The organism is Streptomyces sp. NPDC016309 (genome assembly GCF_043077235.1).
GTDB lineage: Bacteria > Actinomycetota > Actinomycetes > Streptomycetales > Streptomycetaceae > Streptomyces.
In genome coordinates, this window is the sequence record NZ_JBIBSG010000004.1 from 397,763 (window position 1) to 416,522 (window position 18,760).

Here is an 18,760-nt window from a genome sequence, read left to right on the forward strand (position 1 = left end):
CGACCCGCCGGACCCCACGGAACCGCTCGGCCCCACCGGCCCGCCGGGGCCTTCGGGTCGCGCGGTTGCGGCGCCGGAGGGCCGACTGCCGGGTCGCGGGGTGCGGCCCGGGGAGGCGTCCGTCACCCGCGGGCGCCCGTGAAGTGCTCGCGCACCAGCGACTGGACGACGGCGAGGTCCTGGGCCACCAGGGCGTCCAGGAGCGCCGAGTGCTCGGCCGCGTCGGCGACCAGGTCGGCCCGCCGGGTCGCCGGGCCGGACACGAGGGGCCACTGGGAGCGGCGGTGCAGGTCCTCCGCGAGGGCGACGAGCTGCTGGTTCCCGGCCAGGGAGAGGACGGCGCGGTGGAAGGCGCGGTCGGACTCGGCGTAGTGGGCGCGGTCGCCGCGGGCCGCCGCGGCCGAGGTGGCCTCGGCGAGGGGCCGCAGCTCGCGCCAGCGCGCGGCCGGCACGGTGCGGGCCAGCCGCAGCATGACGGGCACCTCCAGCAGGGCGCGCACCTCGGCGAGTTCGGCCAGTTCGCGCGGGGAGCGCTCGGAGACGCGGAAGCCCCGGTTGGGCACGACCTCGACGGCGCCCTCGACGGCGAGCTGCTGCATGGCCTCGCGCACGGGGGTGGCCGAGACGCCGAGACGGGCCCCGAGGGCGGGGGCCGAGTACACCTCGCCGGGGACCAGCTCGCCGCCCACGAGGGCGGTCCGCAGGGCGTCGAGCACCTGCCCGCGCACGGAGTGGCGCTGGACGGGACGGGGGGCGGAGGGCTCGGCGTGGGTGTGTTCGCCACGGGTCTGCTCGGGTACCCGGACTGCGGCGTGCGGCTCCGGGCCCCGCGCCTGCTCCGGGGCCCGGTCCCGCGCCTGATCCGGCGCCGGGTGCGACGGCGCGGTGTCGCGCGTTCTGCCCTGCTCCACTCGGGTCCTCCTGGCGATGCGTACCGAAGCCCCGGCTCGCGGTGGACGGGGCCCCGTGCACGATAGGCGCACCGGCTCACCGTTCACACATCGATCACATCGGGTAAGGTAAGGCTAACCTGCTAACGATCGCGATTCGGTGGTCCCCCGCATGTCCGCTCCCGCGCTTCTCTCCGCTCCTCCCGCCGCTCCGGCGTCGCCCGTCACGGCCGCGTACACCCGCCTGACGGAGGTCTTCCCCGGGCTGCGCGTGCACGAGCTGGCGGACGGCGAGGCGGTCCCCCGGGGCGGCGGCTGGGTGGGCGCGGACGAGCTGGCGGCCGGCGGCGCGGCCCTGGAGGCGTTCCTCGCCTGGGACAACGCGCAGGTGCTGCGGGACTACGGCCAGCAGGCCCGCCCCGACGTCGTCGCCAGCTTCGGTCTCCACCGGTACGCCTGGCCGGCCTGCCTGCTCGTCACCGTGCCGTGGTTCCTGCACCGCCGGGTGCCCCGGCTGCCGGTCGGGGACGTGGCCTTCCAGCGGGCGCTCGGCCGGATGACGGTACGGGTGCGGGAGTTCGCCTGCCTGCCGGACGACCCGGCGGCCGCGCTGCCCGGGGCCCGGGTCGTACCGGACGAGGAGGCGCTGCGCGGCGAGGTGCGGGCCGCCGTCGCCGAGCACCTGGGGCCGGTGCTGGACGGATTCGGTCCGAGGATGCGGCGGGGCAAGCGCGCCCTGTGGGGCATGGCGACCGACGAGATCGTCGAGGGCCTGTGGTACATCGGGCACCTGCTGGGCGAGGAGTCCCGGGCCATGGCGGAACTGGGGCTGCTGCTGCCGGGGCCGGGCGGAGCCAAGCCGTACGTGGGGACCGCCGGCTTCCGGGAGCTGACGGGTCCGGACGGTACGCCGCTGCCGACCCGCGACCGGGCGAGCTGCTGCCTCTTCTACACCCTCCGCCCCGAGGACACCTGTGTCACCTGTCCGCGTACGTGTGACGCCGACCGTGTCGCCAGGTTGAGCGCATCCGCGTGACCTCCGGGCGGGTCCACGCCACCCGCCCGGGTGGCAATAATCGAACACAACTCCCTTCTCGCATAAGGCCGTTCGAGTAGATCGCACCTATTCGTATGCCCTGCGGCCCCAATGGCGTTCTCTTGCCCCGAAACCCCGTGTGGCTCCTCGGGCTTCGGCCACTATGGCGCCGAAACGCCCTACCGCGAGCGATGCAAGGGACACCGCATGAGACTGACCGACATATCGCAGGACTGGCTGCTTCCGGGCGGCGTGATGCTGGTGGGAGTCCTCGTGGCGGTGGCGGTGCTCACGCGCGGCAAGCGCGTCGGCGGCAAGGCCGTGGCCGAGGACTCCTGGGAGCGCAGCGAGGAGCGCCGCCGGCGCAAGGAAGCGGTCTACGGCACCGCCTCCTACCTGTTGCTCTTCTGCTGTGCGGCGGTCGCCGCCGCGCTCTCCTTCCACGGACTGGTCGGCTTCGGCCGGCAGAACCTCAACCTGTCGGGGGGCTGGGAGTACCTGGTCCCGTTCGGCCTCGACGGTGCCGCCATGTTCTGCTCGGTCCTCGCGGTGCGCGAGGCCAGCCACGGTGACGCGGCGCTCGGCTCCCGTCTGCTGGTGTGGACGTTCGCGGGCGCGGCGGCCTGGTTCAACTGGGTGCACGCGCCGCGCGGGCTGGGCCACGCGGGCGCCCCGCACTTCTTCGCGGGCATGTCGCTCTCGGCGGCCGTGCTCTTCGACCGGGCGCTGAAGCAGACCCGCCGCTCCGCGCTGCGGGAGCAGGGCCTGGTGCCCCGGCCGCTTCCGCAGATCCGCATCGTCCGGTGGCTGAGGGCACCCCGCGAGACGTTCGGCGCCTGGTCGCTGATGCTCCTGGAGGGCGTGCGTACCCTGGACGAGGCGGTCGACGAGGTGCGCGAGGACCGGCGCCAGAAGGAGCAGGCCCGGGAACGGCGGCGCGAGCAGCAGAAGTTGGAGCGCGCCCGCCTCAAGGCGTTCAACCGCCAGCACCGGGCCTGGGGAGCCGGGCGCGGCGGCCGCCAGGTCGACGCCCGGACGATGAGCGCCGCACAGGTCGACGTACCGGCCGTGAGCTCCGGGGGCGGCATGGGGGGCTCGGCCCCGGCCGCCGTGGGGGCGTCCGTCGCGGAGCCCGCCATATCCGACCGGGGACACCAGCCTCTTCGGTCCCGGCCCTCCCTCCAGGCCGTGAAGGGCGCTGATCCGCCCCGCACGGTCGACCTCACCGCGGAGGACGACACCCAGGCGCTGCCCCGGCTGGACTCGCTGGAGCGGAAGCTCAAGGACCTGGAGCAGCAGTTCGGCTGACGGCGGTGGCCGGACCGGTCGGCGCATCACGGGGCCCGCGTCTTACGCGGGCCCCTTCCGCTACGCCACGGCGGAGGCGGCGGGGCCGCCGGACAGCTCGAACCAGACGACCTTCCCCACGCCGTGGGTGAGCACCCCCCAGGCGTCGGCGAGCGCCTGCACCAGGACGAGGCCGCGGCCGTGCGTACCGTCGTCGCACGCGGTCGCGTACGGGGTGGGGAGGACGGCGGTGAAGTCCCGCACCTCCACCCGCAGCGTCCTCGGGGTCATGGTGGCCGTGACCACCGCGCCGTGCTCGGTGTGTATCAGCGCGTTGGTCACCAGCTCGCTGGTGAGCAGCTCCGCGACGTCCGACGCCCCCGATTCGCCCCAGTGCCGCAGCAGCCCGCGCAGGGCGCTGCGCACCTCGGGCACCGCCGCCAGGTCCGCACCCCCCACATGCCGGCGCCACCGCACGAGCTGTCCGTGCCGCTCGACCCCGGGAACCCGCCCGTCCGTTACGGGTCCGGCTCCTCCCTGACGTCCCATCATTTCCCCCACCCGCACGTCGTCGGCCCTTTCCCCTCGAACAGGTTCACGGGATGCATGCCCCCGCCTACACGCCGTCACGCCTGGGATTCGTTTGTGCGGGGGGCGCCAGGGGGGCGCATCGGGGTAAGTCCGCGGCGGGCCGTCCGGAGCGGGGACCGTCCGGCGTGCGGGCGGAGGCCGCCCGGCGGCGCGCGGCGACCGTCACCTGCCGGAAGGGCGCTTCGAACGGCCCGTGCGCCAGTCCGTGCGCCCCGCGCGGCTCCGGCACCGGCCCGACCGCCCGCGCGGCACGGACCGCCCGCGCGGCACCGGCACCGGCACCGGAACTCCGTCGGCCCGTCAGGGCCTGGGGACGTTGCGGAGGTTGGAGCGGGCCATCTGGAGCATCCGGCCCACTCCCCCGTCCAGGACGATCTTGCTCGCGGACAGGGCGAACCCGGTCACCATCTCCGCCTTGATCTTCGGCGGGATGGACAGCGCGTTGGGGTCGGTGACCACGTCGACGAGAGCCGGACCCTTGTGCCGGAAGGCGTCCTTCAGCGCGCCCGCCAGGTCCTTGGGCTTCTCCACCCGCACGCCGTACGCGCCGGCCGCGCGGGCGATCGCCGCGAAGTCGGGGTTGTGGTTGGCGGTGCCGTACGAGGGCAGGCCCGCCACCAGCATCTCCAGCTCGACCATGCCCAGGGAGGAGTTGTTGAACAGCACCACCTTCACCGGGAGGTCGTGCTGGACGAGGCTGAGGAAGTCCCCCATCAGCATGGAGAAGCCGCCGTCGCCGGACATGGAGACGACCTGCCGCCCCCGGTCGGTGAACTGCGCGCCGATCGCCTGCGGCAGGGCGTTGGCCATCGAGCCGTGGCTGAACGAACCGATGATCCGCCGGCGCCCGTTGGGGGTGAGGTACCGGGCGGCCCACACGTTGCACATGCCGGTGTCGACGGTGAACACGGCGTCGTCGTCGGCGATCTCGTCGAGGACGGACGCCACGTACTCGGGGTGGATCGGGGTGTGCTTCTCCACCTTGCGGGTGTACGCCTTGACGACCCCCTCCAGGGCGTCGGCGTGCTTCTTAAGCATCCTGTCGAGGAACCGGCGGTCCGTCTTGGCGCGCACGCGCGGGATCAGGCAGCGCAGCGTCTCGCGCACGTCGCCCCAGACGGCCAGGTCGAGCTTGGAGCGGCGGCCGAGGTGCTCGGGCCGCACGTCCACCTGGACGATCTTCACGTCGTCGGGCAGGAAGGCGCGGTAGGGGAAGTCGGTGCCGAGGAGGATCAGCAGGTCGCACTCGTGGGTGGCCTCGTAGGCGGCGCCGTACCCGAGGAGGCCGCTCATGCCGACGTCGTAGGGGTTGTCGAACTGGATCCATTCCTTGCCGCGCAGCGCGTGCCCCACCGGCGACTTGATCCGCTCGGCGAACTGCATGACCTCCGCATGCGCGCCCTTGGTGCCGCTGCCGCAGAAGAGCGTGACCCGGTCGGCCTCGTCGACGAGCCGCACCAGGGCGTCGATCTCCGCGTCGCCGGGGCGGACGGTGGGCCGCGAAGTGACGAGCGCCTGCTCCGCCGTCCTCTCCGGGGCCTGCTCGGAGGCGATGTCGCCGGGCAGGGACACCACGCTCACCCCGCCGCGGCCGACCGCGTGCTGGATGGCCGTCTGGAGGAGGCGGGGCATCTGCTTGGGGCTGGAGATCAGTTCGCTGTAGTGGCTGCACTCCTGGAACAGCCGGTCGGGGTGGGTCTCCTGGAAGTAGCCGAGCCCGATCTCGCTCGACGGGATGTGGGAGGCCAGGGCGAGGACCGGGGCCATCGAACGGTGGGCGTCGTAGAGACCGTTGATGAGGTGGAGGTTGCCCGGTCCGCAGGAACCGGCGCAGGCCGCCAGACTGCCGGTGATCTGTGCCTCGGCACCGGCCGCGAACGCGGCGGTCTCCTCGTGCCGGACCTGGATCCAGTCGATCCCGGGCGAACGGCGGATGGCGTCGACGACGGGGTTCAGGCTGTCCCCGACGACCCCGTAGAGCCGCCGCACACCGGCACGGACGAGGGTGTCGACGAACTGTTCTGCCACATTCTGTTTGGCCATGCCTCCATCCATTCACGGGGCGGACGGTTACGCCTCCCAGATGGCCACACTCGTACGGTCATCGGCGTACCCCTTCACCCGGAGCTGGGTGTCCGCCAGGAACTGTGCCAGCCCGGGCGGTTCGCCGGCCGCCCAGCGGGCGGCCAGCTCCCGTGCCAGGGCGGGCTCGTCGCGCAGCGGCTCGGCCAGTCCGGGGCCGGCGAGCAGCAGGGTGTCGCCGGGCCGGGCCACCGAGGCGCGGAAGCGGAACGGCTCGGGCGGCGGGGCGGGGGGCTCGACGAGCGGGGACGGCGGGGTGGCGATCTGGAGGTCCATGGTCAGCCGGTCGCCCTCGGCCGTCTCGGCGGGCGGCGATCCGTAGCCGATGACGGGCTCGCCGGTGAGGGTGCCCGGTTCGGGCACGGCCGGTTCGATGTCCTGCCAGACGCCGTCGCGGAGGCGGAACAGCCCGCCGTCGCCGACGCCGAAGAACACCCGGGTGCGGCAGCCGGGGTCGGCGGTCAGGAGCAGGCAGCGCAGCCCGGCCGTGTACGCGCCGGGCGGCACGCCCAGGTCGGCGGCGCGGGCCCGGAGCCTGCCGTGGGACCGGTCGGTGAGGCGGTGCAGCCCGGACTTGAGGTCGCCGCGCCGGCCGGCCCGGATGTCCTGGGCGAGCCGGGCGTGGCTGCGCCCGACGGCCTCGCCGATCCAGCGGCAGGCGTCGGCGGCGGCGAGGTGCGCGGCGTCGGTGCCGCGGGCGCCGGTGGCGAGGGCGACCAGGACCAGTGCGGCCTCCCCGGTGCCGAAGCGGGCGGTGAGCACCGCGTCGCGGCGCGGTTCGCCCCGGTAGCGCGCCGAGTCGCCGCGTACGGAGGCGGCGCGGAGGGTGTACGTCCCGTACCGGGCGCCGTCCAGCACGGTGTCGGCGACGAGCTCGCCCAGTCGGTCGGCGTGGGCCTCCGGCAGTGCGGTCGGCTCGGGTTCGTAGGTGGGCGGCCCGTCGCCGAGGTGCTCCACGCGGGGGCGCGGCAGCCGGGGCGGGGGCGGGGTGTGGGCGAAGGTGCGGGGCGGGGTGCGGGGCAGGGTGAGGGGCCCGTCCGCCGGGTCCTGGGGCTCCCAGGGGGCGCGGTCCCGGCCCGGCGGTCCGGCGGTGGCGGGTCCGGTCGCGGTTCCGGGGCGGGTGTCCGTCCTCCCGCGCGGCCCCACCGGTGCCGTGTCCGCCGCCGTGCCGTCGTACAGCTTGTCCCACCAGTCGTCCTCGCCGGTGGTGGGAGTCTCCCCCTGTGGGCTCATGCCCTTCATTGTCGACCGCGCGGGGCGTACGGAAACGGTCATCGGGAAAAGTGGTCCGCCGGGCGACCCCACCCCCCACGGGAAGGACGCCCGGCGGACCCGCGTGATCGACGCGCGGGATACGCGCGGACCACGGTCTGGGGTGGGGGCAGGTGTCGAGCGTAAATCGCTTTCGTCGAATCGTGAACGGTATGTCCACCTGGTGAGAGCGGCCGGTCCGTACCCCAGGTGGGAGCGGTCGGGGATGATGGGCGCGGCGGGCGACGAGGGGGTACCAGGGGTGCTGGCGGCGATAGGGCTGGACGAGCGGCAGGAGGCGGTGTACCGCGCGCTGGTGGCGCGGGGCGCGGCCGAGGCGGCGGACCTGGGGCACCGGCTGGGCCTGGCGGAGCCGGAGACGGAGCGGGCGCTGCGGCGGCTGGAGGCGCACGGACTGGCCGCCCGGTCGTCGGCGGGCACCGGGCGGTGGGTGGCGGCGCCGCCGGCGGTGGCGCTCGGAGCGCTGCTGACGCGGCAGCGGCAGGAGCTGGAGCGGGCGGAGCGCGCGGCGGCGCGGCTCACGGAGGAGTACCGCGCGGAGGCGGCGGAGCCCACGGGCGCGGACCTGGTGGAGGTGGTGACCGGGGCGAGCGCGGTACGGCACCGGCTGGAGCAGCTACGGACGGGCGCGGGCGGCGGGGTGTGCGCGCTGGTCACGGCCGGCCCGGGGGCGGCCCGGGAGGTGTCGGAGCTGGTCACGGGCGGTCCGGTTGCGGGGCACGGGCCCGGGGCGGGGTGTCGGGTGGTGGTGGAACGGGAGGTGCTGGCGCTGCCGGACGCGGTGGCCGGGCTGTCGGCACTGCCCGGCCCCGGCGTGCTGGTGCGGGTGGCCGACCGGGTGCCGGCGCGGCTGGTGGTCGCCGGCCGGTCGTCCGCGCTGGTTCCGCTGACGGGCCGGGGCCGGGAGCCGGGCCCGGAGCCGGTGGCGCTGGTGGTGCGGCCGAGCGGGCTGCTGGACTCGCTGGCCGCGCTGTTCGAGTCCGTGTGGCGTGACGCGCTGCCCCTGCGCCTGGGCGGCGGGGCCGGGGAGCCGGAGCCGGCGGGCCCGGACGCGACGGACCTGGAGATCCTGTCGCTGCTGCTGGCGGGCCTGACGGACGCGAGCGTCGCCAAGCAGCTTGACCTGGGGCACCGGACGGTGCAGCGCCGGGTGCGGGGCCTGATGGAACGCGCGGGCGTCACGACCCGGCTCCAGCTCGGCTGGCACGCCCATGAGCGGGGCTGGGTGACGCGCTCCTGAGTCGCTCCCGCCCCGGCCGCCGGCTCCCGGCCCGGGCCCCGCGGGCCCCGTACCGCCGGGCTTCCCTGGCGCCGGGTCCCCTGACCTGCGGGGGCGGCGCGGGTCCGGCAGGCTGATCACATGGGTGCGTGGCAGCTCCTCCTGGCCGGGCTGGTGATGCTGCTCGGGCTGTTCGGCGTGCTCGTACCCGGCGTACCGGGCGCCTGGCTGGTGTGGGCGTCGGTGATGTGGTGGTCGCTGCACGTGCGGACCGGTGCCGCGTGGTGGCTGCTGGTGGCCTCCACCGCGCTGCTGCTGGTGACCCAGGTCGTCGTCTGGCAGCTCCCGGCCCGGCGGCTGCGGGGGGTGGGTGTGACCCGGCGGATGGTGGCGTACGCGGGTGTCGGCGCGCTGCTCGGGTTCATCCTGGTGCCGGTCGTGGGGGCGGTGCCGGGGTACGTCGGCGGGATCTACCTGTCCGAGCGGCTCCGGCTGGGCGGACACGGGCAGGCCATGACGTCCACCCGGACCGTCATGCGGGCGATCGGCACGAGCGTGCTGGTGGAGCTGTTCGGGTGCCTGCTGATCGTCGGCGCGTGGGTGGGGGCCGTGCTGGCCGGGTGACCGTGCGGTCAGGCGAGAAGGCGGGTGGCGTACGAGCGCCAGGGCCGCCACTCCTCCCGGTCCGCCTCGGCGCCGGGTGCCACGTCCGGGTCGCCGAGCGCCCGCATCCGGATGAGCGCGGCGGTCCGGGCGCCCACCCCCGGCACGGCGCGCAGCGCCCGCTCGGACTCGCCCCGGTCGGCGCCCGGGTCGAGCCGTACCCGGCCGGTCGCGAGGGCCTCGGCGAGCGGGCCGGCGACCGGGTGGTCCACCAGCTCCGCGGGCTCGGGGAACAGATGGGTGAGCCCGCCGCAGGGGGCGTCCAGCGGCGTGCCGTACTCCTCGACCAGCCGCGCCGCCTCCGCCGGACCCACCAGCGCCCTGACCGCGCATTCCTCGGGCTCGGCGGCGCCGGGCGAGCGCACCCCGGGCCGGGCGGCCACCAGCGGCCCGAGCACCGGGTCGGCGCCGAACCGTTCGGCCACCGCGTACGGGTCGGCGTCCAGGTCGAACAGGCGGCGCAGCCGCTGGACGGCCGTGCCGAGGTCCCGCAGGTCGGCCAGGTGGAGGCGGGCCTCCAGCCACCGGCCGGCGGACCGTTCGTCGACGGCGACGATCCCGGGGCCGTAGGGCAGCCGCAGCGTGCGGCGGTAGGTCCGGGCGCCGGACGCCCCGGTGACCTCCTCGATCCCGGCGACGGCCTCGCCCGCGAGGTGGTCGAAGACCTCGCGCCCCGCGTAGGGCCCCCGGTGGGCGAGCCGCAGCGGGATGCCCCCGGTGCCCGCGCCCGCGGGTCCCCGGGCCTCGGCGCGGAGGTCGCTGGGCGTGCGGGCGTAGACGTCCCGGACGGTGTCGTTGAACTGGCGTACGCTCGCGAACCCGGCCGCGAACGCGATCTCCGTCACGGGCAGCCGGGTGGTCTGCAACAGCACCCGGGCGGTGTGGGCGCGCCGGGCGCGGGCCAGGGCGACGGGCCCGGCGCCGAGTTCGGCGTTGAGCTGCCGCCGCACCTGCCGGGCGCTGTAGCCGAGCCGCCCCGCGAGCCCGGGGACGCCCTCGCGGTCCACCACCCCGTCGCCGATCATGCGCATAGCCCGGCCCACGACGTCGGCGCGCACGTTCCAGGCGGCGGAGCCGGGCACGGCGTCGGGCCGGCACCGCCGGCATGCCCGGAACCCGTGCCGCTGCGCGGCGGCCGCGGTCGGGAAGAACCTGACGTTGCGCCGCTTGGGCGTGACGGCCGGGCAACTGGGCCGGCAGTAGATGCCGGTGGTCGCCACGGCGAAGAAGAACTCGCCGTCGAACCGCGCGTCACGGCTGCTGACCGCCTGGTACCTGGTGTCCTCGTCCATCACGGGTCCAGTGTCGGACGGGGCGGTGGGCGCCGCTGGCGGTTTTCGGACACCGTGTCCGCCCCACACCCGCCACCGCGTCCGTCCCCACGCCCGACACCGCCCCGCCCGGCCGGGGGCGCCCCCGTCGGGGCGCCCCGGGGCCGCCGTCAGCGTCCGTCGCGGCCGCGCTTGGCGTACAGCGCCGCCCGTCCCGCCGCCGACTTGCGCTTCCAGTCCTTGAGGATCTCGGTGCGCAGCCGGGCGTCGGTCTTGGCGACGATCCGCTGGTTCTCACGCAGCAGCTTGCGGTAGCTCTCCAGGCGCCGCTCGGGCAGCGAGCCGTCCTCGATGGCGGCGAGCACCGCGCAGCCGGGCTCCGCCTGGTGGGCGCAGTCGTGGAAGCGGCAGCCCCCGGCCAGGTCCTCGATCTCCGAGAAGACCTGGCCGACCCCCGCCTCGGCGTCCCACAGCCCGACGCCCCGCAGCCCGGGGGTGTCGATCAGGACGCCCCCGCCCGGCAGGGCGAGGAGGTTGCGGGTGGTGGTGGTGTGCCGGCCCTTGCCGTCGACGTCACGGATGGCCTGGACGGCCATGACGTCGTCGCCCAGCAGGGCGTTGGCGAGGGTCGACTTGCCGGCTCCGGAGATGCCGAGCAGCACGCTGGTGCCGCTGCCGACGACGGCGGCGAGCACGTCGACGCCCTCCCCCGTCGCGGCGCTGACGGGCAGCACCTGCACGCCCGGCGCGACCGTTTCGACGTCCTCCACGAGGTAGGACAGGCCGACCGGGTCGGGCACCAGGTCCGCCTTGGTGAGGACGACGAGCGGCTGGGCGCCCGATTCCCAGGCGAGGGCCAGGAACCGTTCGATCCGGCCGAGGTCCAGCTCGACGGAGAGCGGGACGGCGATGATCGCGTGGTCGACGTTCGCGGCGAGGATCTGGCCCTCGGACCGCTGGGAGGAGGTGGAGCGCACGAACGCGGTGCGGCGCGGCAAGTACGTCCGTACGTAACGGGGGTGGCCGTCGGCCTCGACGGCGGCCCAGTCACCGGTGCAGATGACGCGCAGGGGGTCGTGCGGGGTCACGAAGGCGGTGTCGGCGCGGACGAGGCCGTCCGCGGTGACGATGTCGCACTGGCCGCGGTCGACCCGTACGACCCGCCCGGGGATCAGCCCCTGGTCGGCGTAGCGGATGAACTCGGCCTCCCAGCCGGCGTCCCAGCCGTACGGGGAGAGGGCGTGCGAGGAGGAGGAAGCGGAAGCGAGGGACAAGGGGGGAACCCTTCGAAGGGTGGCCCCGGGCGGCGCCCGCTGCGGGCGATGTGTCAGCCGGTGACCACGGAGGTGGAGTGGGGATGGGTCGTGATGTGGGCAGCGCCCGTCGCAATGACAGCCATCGGTCACACCTCCAGGTCGTGTTGGGCCCGCGGTCCCGCGGAACGCCCTCACTTTATCCGGGCCGCCGAGGAACGCGCCAAGTGTTTTTCCGGCCCGTACGGACGGGGTCCGCGCGGGCCCGGCCGGGGTGCTGCGCCGGAGGACCGGACGTGCGGGACGTGCCCGGCGGACGCGGCGGACGCGGCGGTCCCCCGGCGGGCCCGGTGCCGCGGCCCGGCGGGCCGTCGCCGTGTCCGATCCGTTCAAGACCCGGTCGCGCCTGCCCGCCTAGCGTCGGGGCATGACCCACGCACCCCGTCTCGACGCCATCGGCCTGGTCGTCTCCGACATGGCCGCCTCGCTCGCCTTCTACCGCCTCCTCGGTCTGGACGTTCCGGCCGGGGCCGATTCCGCCCCGCACGTCGAGGTGACCCTGCCCGGGGGCCTGCGCGTGCTGTGGGACACCGAGGAGGTGATCCGCTCCTTCGACCCGGAGTGGACCCGCCCGCGCGGCGGCGACCGGCTGGGGCTCGCGTTCCGCTGCGCGGACCCCGCCGGGGTCGACGCGACCTACGGCGCCCTGGTGGCGGCCGGTCACCGGGGGCACCTGGAGCCCTGGGACGCGGTGTGGGGCCAGCGCTACGCGGTGGTGCTGGACCCGGACGGCTGCGGGGTCTCGCTGTTCGCCGACGCCACGGGCGCGGAGGCGGAGTAGGCGCCGAGGGTGGTGCCGGCCAGGGCCCGCACCTCCCGGGCGAGGTGCGCCTGGTCGGCGCAGCCCGCTTCGGCGGCGGCCCGCGCGTACGGCACGCCCGACCGTACGAGCGCGAGGGCGCGCTGGAGGCGCAGCACCCGGGCGAGCGTCTTGGGCCCGTACCCGAAGGAGTGCAGGGACCGGCGGTGGAGCTGCCGGGGGCCGAGCCCGACGGCCTCGGCGGCCCGGGCGACCGGCCACCCGGCGTTCAGCCCGGCGACGACCGCCCGCAGCAGGGGGTCGGGGCGCGGGGCGTCGGCGGCGTGCCGCAGGGCCAGGTCCTCCAGGGCGGCGGCCGGGTCGGCGGCCTCCCCGATCCGTTCGGCCAGCCGCCGCACCCGGCCGCCCGGCCACAGGGCGGCGAGGTCCACGCGCCGGTCGCGCAGTTCGTGGGCGGGCACGCCGAGCAGCGTCGGGGCGTCCCCGGGCGCGAAGCGGACGCCGGCGTAGGCGGCGGTAGAGTCGTCGGGGACGTACGCCCGGGTGTCGGGCCCCGCGACGTACAGCCGTCCCCCGCTCCACAGCAGGTCCATGCAGCCGTCGGGCAGCACGGAGAAGGGGGCGGCCGGGCCGGCGGTCCGGGTCCAGACGACGGCGCCGTCGAGGCGTGCGGGCCGTTCCTCGTACACGCGTCCCAGGTTAGGGGTGATCGCCCCGGCCGTGCTCCCCGTCCTGGCGGGGGTGGGGCCCGCCGTTGCGGCCGGTGTCCCGGCCGCGTTCGCCGTCCCGGTCCTTGGCGCGCTCCCGCTCCCGCTCGCGCTCCTTCTCCCTGGCCGAGTGCAGACGGGACTTCACGTCGTCCGGCGGCAGGAACCTGGACCAGCGCTCGGGGAACTCCGACGGCATGTCGGGGTCGTCGTCGTCCAGGCCCTCGACGGCCGCCTTGGCCCGCGCGACGAGGGCGGCGGCCTCGGCGGTGCGGGCGCGCTCGTTCTCGGCGCGCGCGGCGGCGGTGGCGACCGACGGCCAGACGCGGTCGATGGCCGCGTTGACCGCCGCGCCGACCAGCACCGCGAAGGCGGAGATGCCGATCCACAGCAGGACGGCGATGGGCGCGGCGAGCGAGCCGTAGATCGTCGGCCCCTCGACGGTGCTGGTCAGGTAGATGCGCAGCAGGAAGCTGCCCAGTACCCACATGGCGAGGGCCACCAGGGCACCGGGGACGTCCTCGATCCACGGGGACCGCACGGGGACGGACACGTGGTAGAGGGTCGTCAGGAAGGCGATGGACAGCAGGATGACGACCGGCCAGTACAGGATGGAGACGACCTCGGTGCCCCAGGGGACGAGCTCCACCACCCGGTCGGGGCCGACGACCGCGAGCGGCAGGACGACGGCGCCGATGAGCAGGGCGACGATGTAGAGCAGGAAGGCCAGCAGCCGGGTGGCGACGATGCCGCGGTGGCCGTCCAGGCCGTACATCACGGTGATGGTGTCGATGAAGACGTTCACCGCCCGCGAGCCGGACCAGAGCGCGATGGCGAAGCCGATCGAGATGAGGTCGGGGCGGCCGCCGTGGGTGACGTCGGCCAGCAGCGGTTTCGCGATGTCGTTGACGCCCCGGTCGGACAGGACCGTGCCGACCGCGCCGAGGATGTTGCGCTCGATGGAGGCGACGGTGGTGGTGTTGGTCCAGTCGTCGATGTAGCCGAGCAGGCCGATGAGGCCGAGCATCAGCGGCGGCAGCGACAGCAGGGTGAAGAAGGCCGCCTCGGCGGCGAGACCGAGGATCCGGTACTCGATGCACGAGTTGACGGTGTCCTTCAGGAGCAGCCAGGCCATCCTCCGCTTCGACACGTTGCGGTAGAGGGCCCGGGCCCGGTGGAGTCTGCCCTGGGACCGAGGAGGCCCCGGGGGTGTTTCATTTGCTGCCTGCACCTCCTTACCGTATCCGCATGGCGACCACCACCCACACAGTGACCAACCAGCCTCCGCCCCTGGTCGGGTACGACGTCTTCACCGCCGATCATGCGCTGACCGAGGCTGTGGAACGTCACCTTCCGCTCGAACTCCTCGACGAGGCGTCTCAGGAGCTCTCCTCGCTCGGCACCACCGCCGGGTCCGCCCAGGCGCAGGAGTGGGGGTTTCTCGCCAACGAGAACCCGCCGAAGCTGCGCACCCATGACCGGTACGGCCACCGGATCGACCACGTCGACTTCCATCCGGCCTGGCACCGGCTGCTCGGGCACGCGGTGACGAACGGCCTCACCGACGCCTGGGGCCGGCCGGGCGGCCACGTCCGGCGCGCCGCCGGGTTCCTGGTGTGGACGCAGGCCGAGGCCGGGCACGGCTGCCCGCTGTCGATGACGCACGCCGCCGTGCCCGCGCTGCGCGCGGACCCGTCGCTCGCGGCCGTGTGGGAGCCCAAGCTGACCTCGCGCATCTACGAGGGCGAGGAGCTGCGCCCGGCCGCCGAGAAGACCGGTGTGCTCTTCGGGATGGGCATGACGGAGAAGCAGGGCGGCAGTGACGTACGGGCGAACACGACGACCGCGACGCCGCTGGACGCGGCGGGCGAGTACGTCCTGACCGGCCACAAGTGGTTCTGCTCGGCGCCGATGAGCGACGCCTTCCTGGTGCTCGCGCAGGCGCCGGACGGTCTGACGTGCTTCCTGGTGCCGCGCGTCCTGGAGGACGGCACCCGGAACGTGTTCCGGATCCAGCGGCTGAAGGACAAGCTGGGCAACCGGTCGAACGCGTCGAGCGAGGTGGAGTTCGACGGGACGTGGGCGCGCCGGGTGGGTGAGGAGGGGCGCGGGGTGCGCACCATCATCGAGATGGTGGCGGCGACCCGACTGGACTGCGTGGTCGGCTCGGCGGCGCTGATGCGGCAGGCGGTGGCGCAGGCGGCGCACCACGCGGCGCACCGCAGCGCGTTCGGCGGCGTCCTGATCGAGAAGCCGCTGATGCGCAACGTCCTGGCCGACCTGGCGCTGGAGTCGGAGGCGGCGACGACGCTGGCGATGCGGCTGGCCGCCGCCTACGACACGGACAGCGAGCAGGAGCGGGCGTTCCTGCGGCTGGCGGTGCCGGCGGCCAAGTACTGGGTGACGAAGCGGTGTACGCCGGTGACGGCGGAGGCGCTGGAGTGCCTGGGCGGCAACGGGTACGTGGAGGAGTCCGGGATGCCCCGGCTGCTGCGGGAGTCGCCACTGAACTCCATCTGGGAGGGTTCGGGCAATGTCCAGGCGCTGGACGTGCTGCGGGCGCTCCAGCGGGAGCCGATGGCGCTGAACGCGTTCCTGGAGGAGGTCGGCAAGGCGCGGGGCGCGGACCACCGGCTGGACGCGGCGATCAAGGACCTGCTGGCGGAGCTGGCCGACCTGGAGGGTGTCGAGGCCCGGGCGCGGCGGCTGGTGGAGCGGATGGCGCTGGTGCTCCAGGGTTCACTGCTGGTGCGGTGGGCGCCGTCGGCGGTGGCGGACGCGTTCTGCGCCTCGCGGCTGGGCGGCGACTGGGGAGCGGCCTTCGGCACGCTGCCCCACACCCTGGACCTGGCGTCGGTGGTGGAGCGGGCGCGGCCGGAGGCCCAGTGAGGTGAAGGGGCGCCGACGGTGTCGAGAGGGAGAACGCGCGGAGGCCCCGAGGGACGAGGGGTCGAGCACGATCGACCGTCGACACCGGCCCGGGCGCGGGAAGGGGCCGAGTGAGGTGAAGGGGCGCCGACGGTGTCGAGAGGGAGAACGCGCGGAGGCCCCGAGGAACGAGGGGTCGAGCACGATCGACCGTCGACACCGGCCCGGGCGCGGGAAGGGGCCGAGTGAGGTGAAGGGGCGCCGACGGTGTCGAAAGGGAGAACGCGCGGAGGCCCCGAGGGACGAGGGGTCGAGCACGATCGACCGTCGACACCGGCCGAGGCGCCCCGGAACCGAACCGAGGCCGAAGAGGGGAGTGGGCGCGGGCCGTGTGTCCATACGGCCCGCGCCCGGAGAGCGGCTGGGTTGGTGCTGCGCCGACACGGCACCAGCCCGTCGCCGTACCACTGTCGTACGGGGGCGGGGTGGTGCGCGAGAGTTGCAAAGGGTTGCAGGGTCGTGGGCGTACGGGGTGGTCCGCCGGCGGGCAGGGGAGGACGGGGTGACACGTACCAGCCACCAGGTGGGGCGGCAGCGGGGAGGACCGGCGCGTCAGGCCACCGTGGACATGGCGCGGCTCGCGGCCATGGACACGCGCGAGGCGGCGTTGCTGCTCAGGGGGGTGCGGGAGGCGACGCTGAGGGGTGGCCGCGCGCCGCTGGCGCCGCGTGCGGACATCGGCGAGTCGTGGAAGCGGATGCTGCGCAAGGGGGTGGATCCGGACAGGGACCATCGTTCGGGGCTGCTTCCGCGGGGGGAGCTGGAGCGCCGTCGGGCGGCTTCGCCGCTGGCGGAGGTGTTGCCGGTGCTGCGGGAGGGCCTGGTGTCCCGTCCGGACGCGTCGGACGTGGTGGGGCACATCATGGTCGTGGCGGACGCGGAGGGCCGGGTGCTGTGGCGCGAGGGGAGCGCGGCGGTGCTGCGTATGGCGGACGGGCACGGTTTCGAGCCGGGTGCGGACTGGGCGGAGTCGACGGTCGGGACGAACGGGGTGGGTACGGCGCTGGTGACCCGCCGCCCGGTGCAGGTGCACTCGGCGGAGCATTTCGTGTCGACGCACCATGCGTGGACGTGTGCGGGTGCGCCGATCACCGATCCGCGGGACGGGACGCTGTTGGGCGCGGTCGATGTGAGCGGGCCGCTGGCGACGATGCACCCGGCGACGCTGATGCTGGTGAGTTCGGTGGCGCGGCTGGCGGAGGCGGAGCTGCGCAACCGGCACTTCGCGGATCTGGCGCGGTTGCGGGCCGTGGCGGCGCCGGTGCTGTGCCGGGTGGGGGGCCGCGCGCTGGCGGTGGACGGGCATGGCTGGCTGGCGGGGGTGACGGGGATGCCGCCGGTGGACCGGCTGGCGCTGCCGGCGTCGTTCCGGGCGGGACGGGTGTGGTTGCCGTCGCTGGGGATGTGCGAGGTGGAGCCGTTGCCGGGCGGGTGGCTGCTGCGGCTGGTGGACGACGGGGTGGGGGCGGCGGCGCCGAGCCGGGTGGTGCTGGACGTGAGCCGGCCGCGCCGCTGGTCGCTGGAGGTGTCGGGGGCGGCGGGGAGCTGGACGCAGGAGCTGAGTCCGCGCCATACGGAGTTGTTGTACGTGCTGGCCCTGCACCGGGAGGGGCGTACGGCGGCGGAGCTGGCGTACGACGTGTTCGGTGACGCCACGCGGACGGTGACGGTCCGGGCGGAGATGTCGCGGGTGCGCCGGACGCTGGCGGGGGTGCTGGAGCACCGCCCGTACCGCTTCCGTGAGGAGGTGGAGGTGGAGGTGGTCCGCCCGGAGGACCCGGCGGACCTGCTCCCCCATTCGACCGCTCCGGCGGTGCGGGCCGGCGGGGGCGGGGGGACGGCGGGGTAGCCGGTCGCCGGCGGGCGGGCTCGTGGTTCGCTTGGCGTATGAGCATCACCGTGACCACCTGGTCCCTCGAGCAGACCTCACCCGACGACCTGCGGCCCGCGGCCGCGCCCTCCGGTGACGTGCGGATCGTCCGCGCGGAGGTGCCGTCGCCGGAGTTCAGCCGCTTCCTCTATACGGCGGTGGGCGGTGACATCCGGTGGACGGACCGGCTGGGGCTGACGTACGCCCAGTGGCGGGAGATCGTCGAGCGGCCGGGGGCGGAGACGTGGGTGGCGTACGACCGGGGGACGCCGGCGGGGTACGTGGAGCTGGACCCGCAGGAGGACGGGGCCGTGGAGATCGTCTATTTCGGGCTGGTGCCGGCGTTCCGGGGGCGGGGCATCGGGGGGCACCTGCTGGCGTACGGCACGGCGCGCGCCTGGGACCTGGCCGACCGCTGGCCGGGGCGGGCCCCGACGAAGCGGGTGTGGCTGCACACCTGCTCGCTGGACGGGGAGCACGCGATGGGGAACTATCAGCGGCGCGGCTTCAGGCTCTTCGACACCACGGTGGCCGAGGAGCCGGAGACGGCGAACCCGGGGCCGTGGCCGGGCGCGGACGCGTACTGAGTTCCAGGGGGCCACCGCCCCTCCTGACGTGACCCACACCACAGTGTCCACGATGCGGGACACCTATGTCCATATCGCGGACGAACCTGGACTGGGTCCAAAGTCCCATGGCACGCTTCCGTCATGTCTCGAGCTGGAATTGCCTTGGTGAGTCGGCGGCACGTCGACCTCGGCCGCATGTCCAGCGCCATCTGTCCGGTGAGCTGACCAGCCCAGCACCACCGCGATCCCCGAAACTTCTGAATCCCCAGCGCACCGCCGCGCCATCCCCTGCTCAGCGCGCG

Annotated in this window: 16 protein-coding genes and 1 pseudogene; 9 read left to right on the plus strand and 8 right to left on the minus strand. The window is 74.9% G+C overall.

The window, feature by feature from the left end; all coding sequences use genetic code 11:
• Nucleotides 1–122: 122 nt before the first annotated feature.
• Entirely contained in the window at nucleotides 123–911 is a 789-nt protein-coding gene (locus ACF068_RS12720) for a GntR family transcriptional regulator (protein ID WP_392274215.1), read from the minus strand.
• 151 nt (nucleotides 912–1,062) lie between these two features.
• Between ACF068_RS12720 and ACF068_RS12725 the strand changes: the two genes are divergently transcribed.
• On the plus strand, nucleotides 1,063–1,926 hold the full coding sequence (locus ACF068_RS12725; protein ID WP_392274216.1) for a (2Fe-2S)-binding protein: 864 nt from the start codon (nucleotides 1,063–1,065) through the stop codon (nucleotides 1,924–1,926).
• Between the two features lie 207 nt (nucleotides 1,927–2,133).
• On the plus strand, nucleotides 2,134–3,234 hold the full coding sequence (locus ACF068_RS12730; protein WP_392274217.1) for a DUF2637 domain-containing protein: 1,101 nt from the start codon (nucleotides 2,134–2,136) through the stop codon (nucleotides 3,232–3,234).
• A gap of 60 nt (nucleotides 3,235–3,294) precedes the next feature.
• Here the strand turns inward: ACF068_RS12730 and ACF068_RS12735 are convergent, their stop codons facing one another.
• The 3 genes from ACF068_RS12735 to ACF068_RS12745 all read right to left on the minus strand — a co-directional run bounded on the left by ACF068_RS12735 (nucleotide 3,295) and on the right by ACF068_RS12745 (nucleotide 7,119).
• Nucleotides 3,295–3,765 (minus strand): ATP-binding protein, encoded by a 471-nt coding sequence (locus ACF068_RS12735; protein ID WP_392274218.1) that lies wholly within the window; start codon nucleotides 3,763–3,765, stop codon nucleotides 3,295–3,297.
• Between the two features lie 339 nt (nucleotides 3,766–4,104).
• A complete protein-coding gene (locus ACF068_RS12740; protein ID WP_392274219.1) occupies nucleotides 4,105–5,847 on the minus strand; it encodes a pyruvate dehydrogenase in 1,743 nt (580 codons plus the stop codon).
• 27 nt (nucleotides 5,848–5,874) lie between these two features.
• Nucleotides 5,875–7,119, minus strand: coding sequence for a protein phosphatase 2C domain-containing protein (locus tag ACF068_RS12745; RefSeq protein ID WP_392274220.1), 1,245 nt, complete (start codon nucleotides 7,117–7,119; stop codon nucleotides 5,875–5,877).
• Between the two features lie 280 nt (nucleotides 7,120–7,399).
• On the opposite strand from ACF068_RS12745, the gene ACF068_RS12750 reads away from it, so the two are divergent.
• Nucleotides 7,400–8,398 (plus strand): helix-turn-helix domain-containing protein, encoded by a 999-nt coding sequence (locus tag ACF068_RS12750; protein WP_392274377.1) that lies wholly within the window; start codon nucleotides 7,400–7,402, stop codon nucleotides 8,396–8,398.
• Between the two features lie 120 nt (nucleotides 8,399–8,518).
• The gene (locus ACF068_RS12755; protein ID WP_392274221.1) at nucleotides 8,519–9,001 is read left to right on the plus strand and encodes a DUF456 domain-containing protein; all 483 of its coding nucleotides are present in this window, start codon (nucleotides 8,519–8,521) and stop codon (nucleotides 8,999–9,001) included.
• A gap of 14 nt (nucleotides 9,002–9,015) precedes the next feature.
• Here the strand turns inward: ACF068_RS12755 and ACF068_RS12760 are convergent.
• Together ACF068_RS12760 and rsgA are read right to left on the minus strand one after the other, a co-directional pair.
• Nucleotides 9,016–10,332, minus strand: a pseudogene (locus ACF068_RS12760) (DNA-3-methyladenine glycosylase 2 family protein); the annotation flags it as partial.
• A 149-nt stretch (nucleotides 10,333–10,481) separates the two neighbouring features.
• Nucleotides 10,482–11,585 (minus strand): ribosome small subunit-dependent GTPase A, encoded by a 1,104-nt coding sequence (rsgA, locus tag ACF068_RS12765; protein WP_392274222.1) that lies wholly within the window; start codon nucleotides 11,583–11,585, stop codon nucleotides 10,482–10,484.
• Nucleotides 11,586–11,991: 406 nt separating this feature from the next.
• On the opposite strand from rsgA, the gene ACF068_RS12770 reads away from it, so the two are divergent.
• Complete coding sequence (locus tag ACF068_RS12770; protein ID WP_392274223.1) at nucleotides 11,992–12,405, plus strand: VOC family protein; 414 nt, start codon at nucleotides 11,992–11,994, stop codon at nucleotides 12,403–12,405.
• Here ACF068_RS12770 and ACF068_RS12775 read toward each other — a convergent pair.
• Together ACF068_RS12775 and ACF068_RS12780 are read right to left on the minus strand one after the other, a co-directional pair.
• Entirely contained in the window at nucleotides 12,330–13,082 is a 753-nt protein-coding gene (locus ACF068_RS12775; RefSeq protein ID WP_392274378.1) for a helix-turn-helix domain-containing protein, read from the minus strand. The two genes, ACF068_RS12770 and ACF068_RS12775, sit on opposite strands and share 76 nt — an antisense overlap.
• Before the next feature lies 1 nt (nucleotide 13,083).
• Entirely contained in the window at nucleotides 13,084–14,322 is a 1,239-nt protein-coding gene (locus ACF068_RS12780; protein WP_392274224.1) for a YihY/virulence factor BrkB family protein, read from the minus strand.
• Nucleotides 14,323–14,339: 17 nt separating this feature from the next.
• Here ACF068_RS12780 and ACF068_RS12785 point away from each other — a divergent pair, with 17 nt between their 5' ends.
• The 4 genes from ACF068_RS12785 (at nucleotide 14,340) to ACF068_RS12800 (ending at nucleotide 18,683) form a co-directional block, all read left to right on the plus strand.
• Nucleotides 14,340–15,980, plus strand: a complete 1,641-nt coding sequence (locus ACF068_RS12785; RefSeq protein ID WP_392274225.1) for an acyl-CoA dehydrogenase family protein — start codon at nucleotides 14,340–14,342, stop codon at nucleotides 15,978–15,980.
• Nucleotides 15,981–16,587: 607 nt separating this feature from the next.
• Complete coding sequence (locus tag ACF068_RS12790; protein WP_392274379.1) at nucleotides 16,588–17,868, plus strand: GAF domain-containing protein; 1,281 nt, start codon at nucleotides 16,588–16,590, stop codon at nucleotides 17,866–17,868.
• A 38-nt stretch (nucleotides 17,869–17,906) separates the two neighbouring features.
• Nucleotides 17,907–18,476 (plus strand): GNAT family N-acetyltransferase, encoded by a 570-nt coding sequence (locus ACF068_RS12795; RefSeq protein ID WP_392274226.1) that lies wholly within the window; start codon nucleotides 17,907–17,909, stop codon nucleotides 18,474–18,476.
• A 123-nt stretch (nucleotides 18,477–18,599) separates the two neighbouring features.
• Nucleotides 18,600–18,683 carry a putative leader peptide gene (locus ACF068_RS12800; RefSeq protein ID WP_312846103.1) on the plus strand — a complete coding sequence of 28 codons (84 nt, stop codon included), beginning with the start codon at nucleotides 18,600–18,602 and terminating at the stop codon, nucleotides 18,681–18,683.
• The last annotated feature ends 77 nt before the right edge of the window (nucleotides 18,684–18,760 follow it).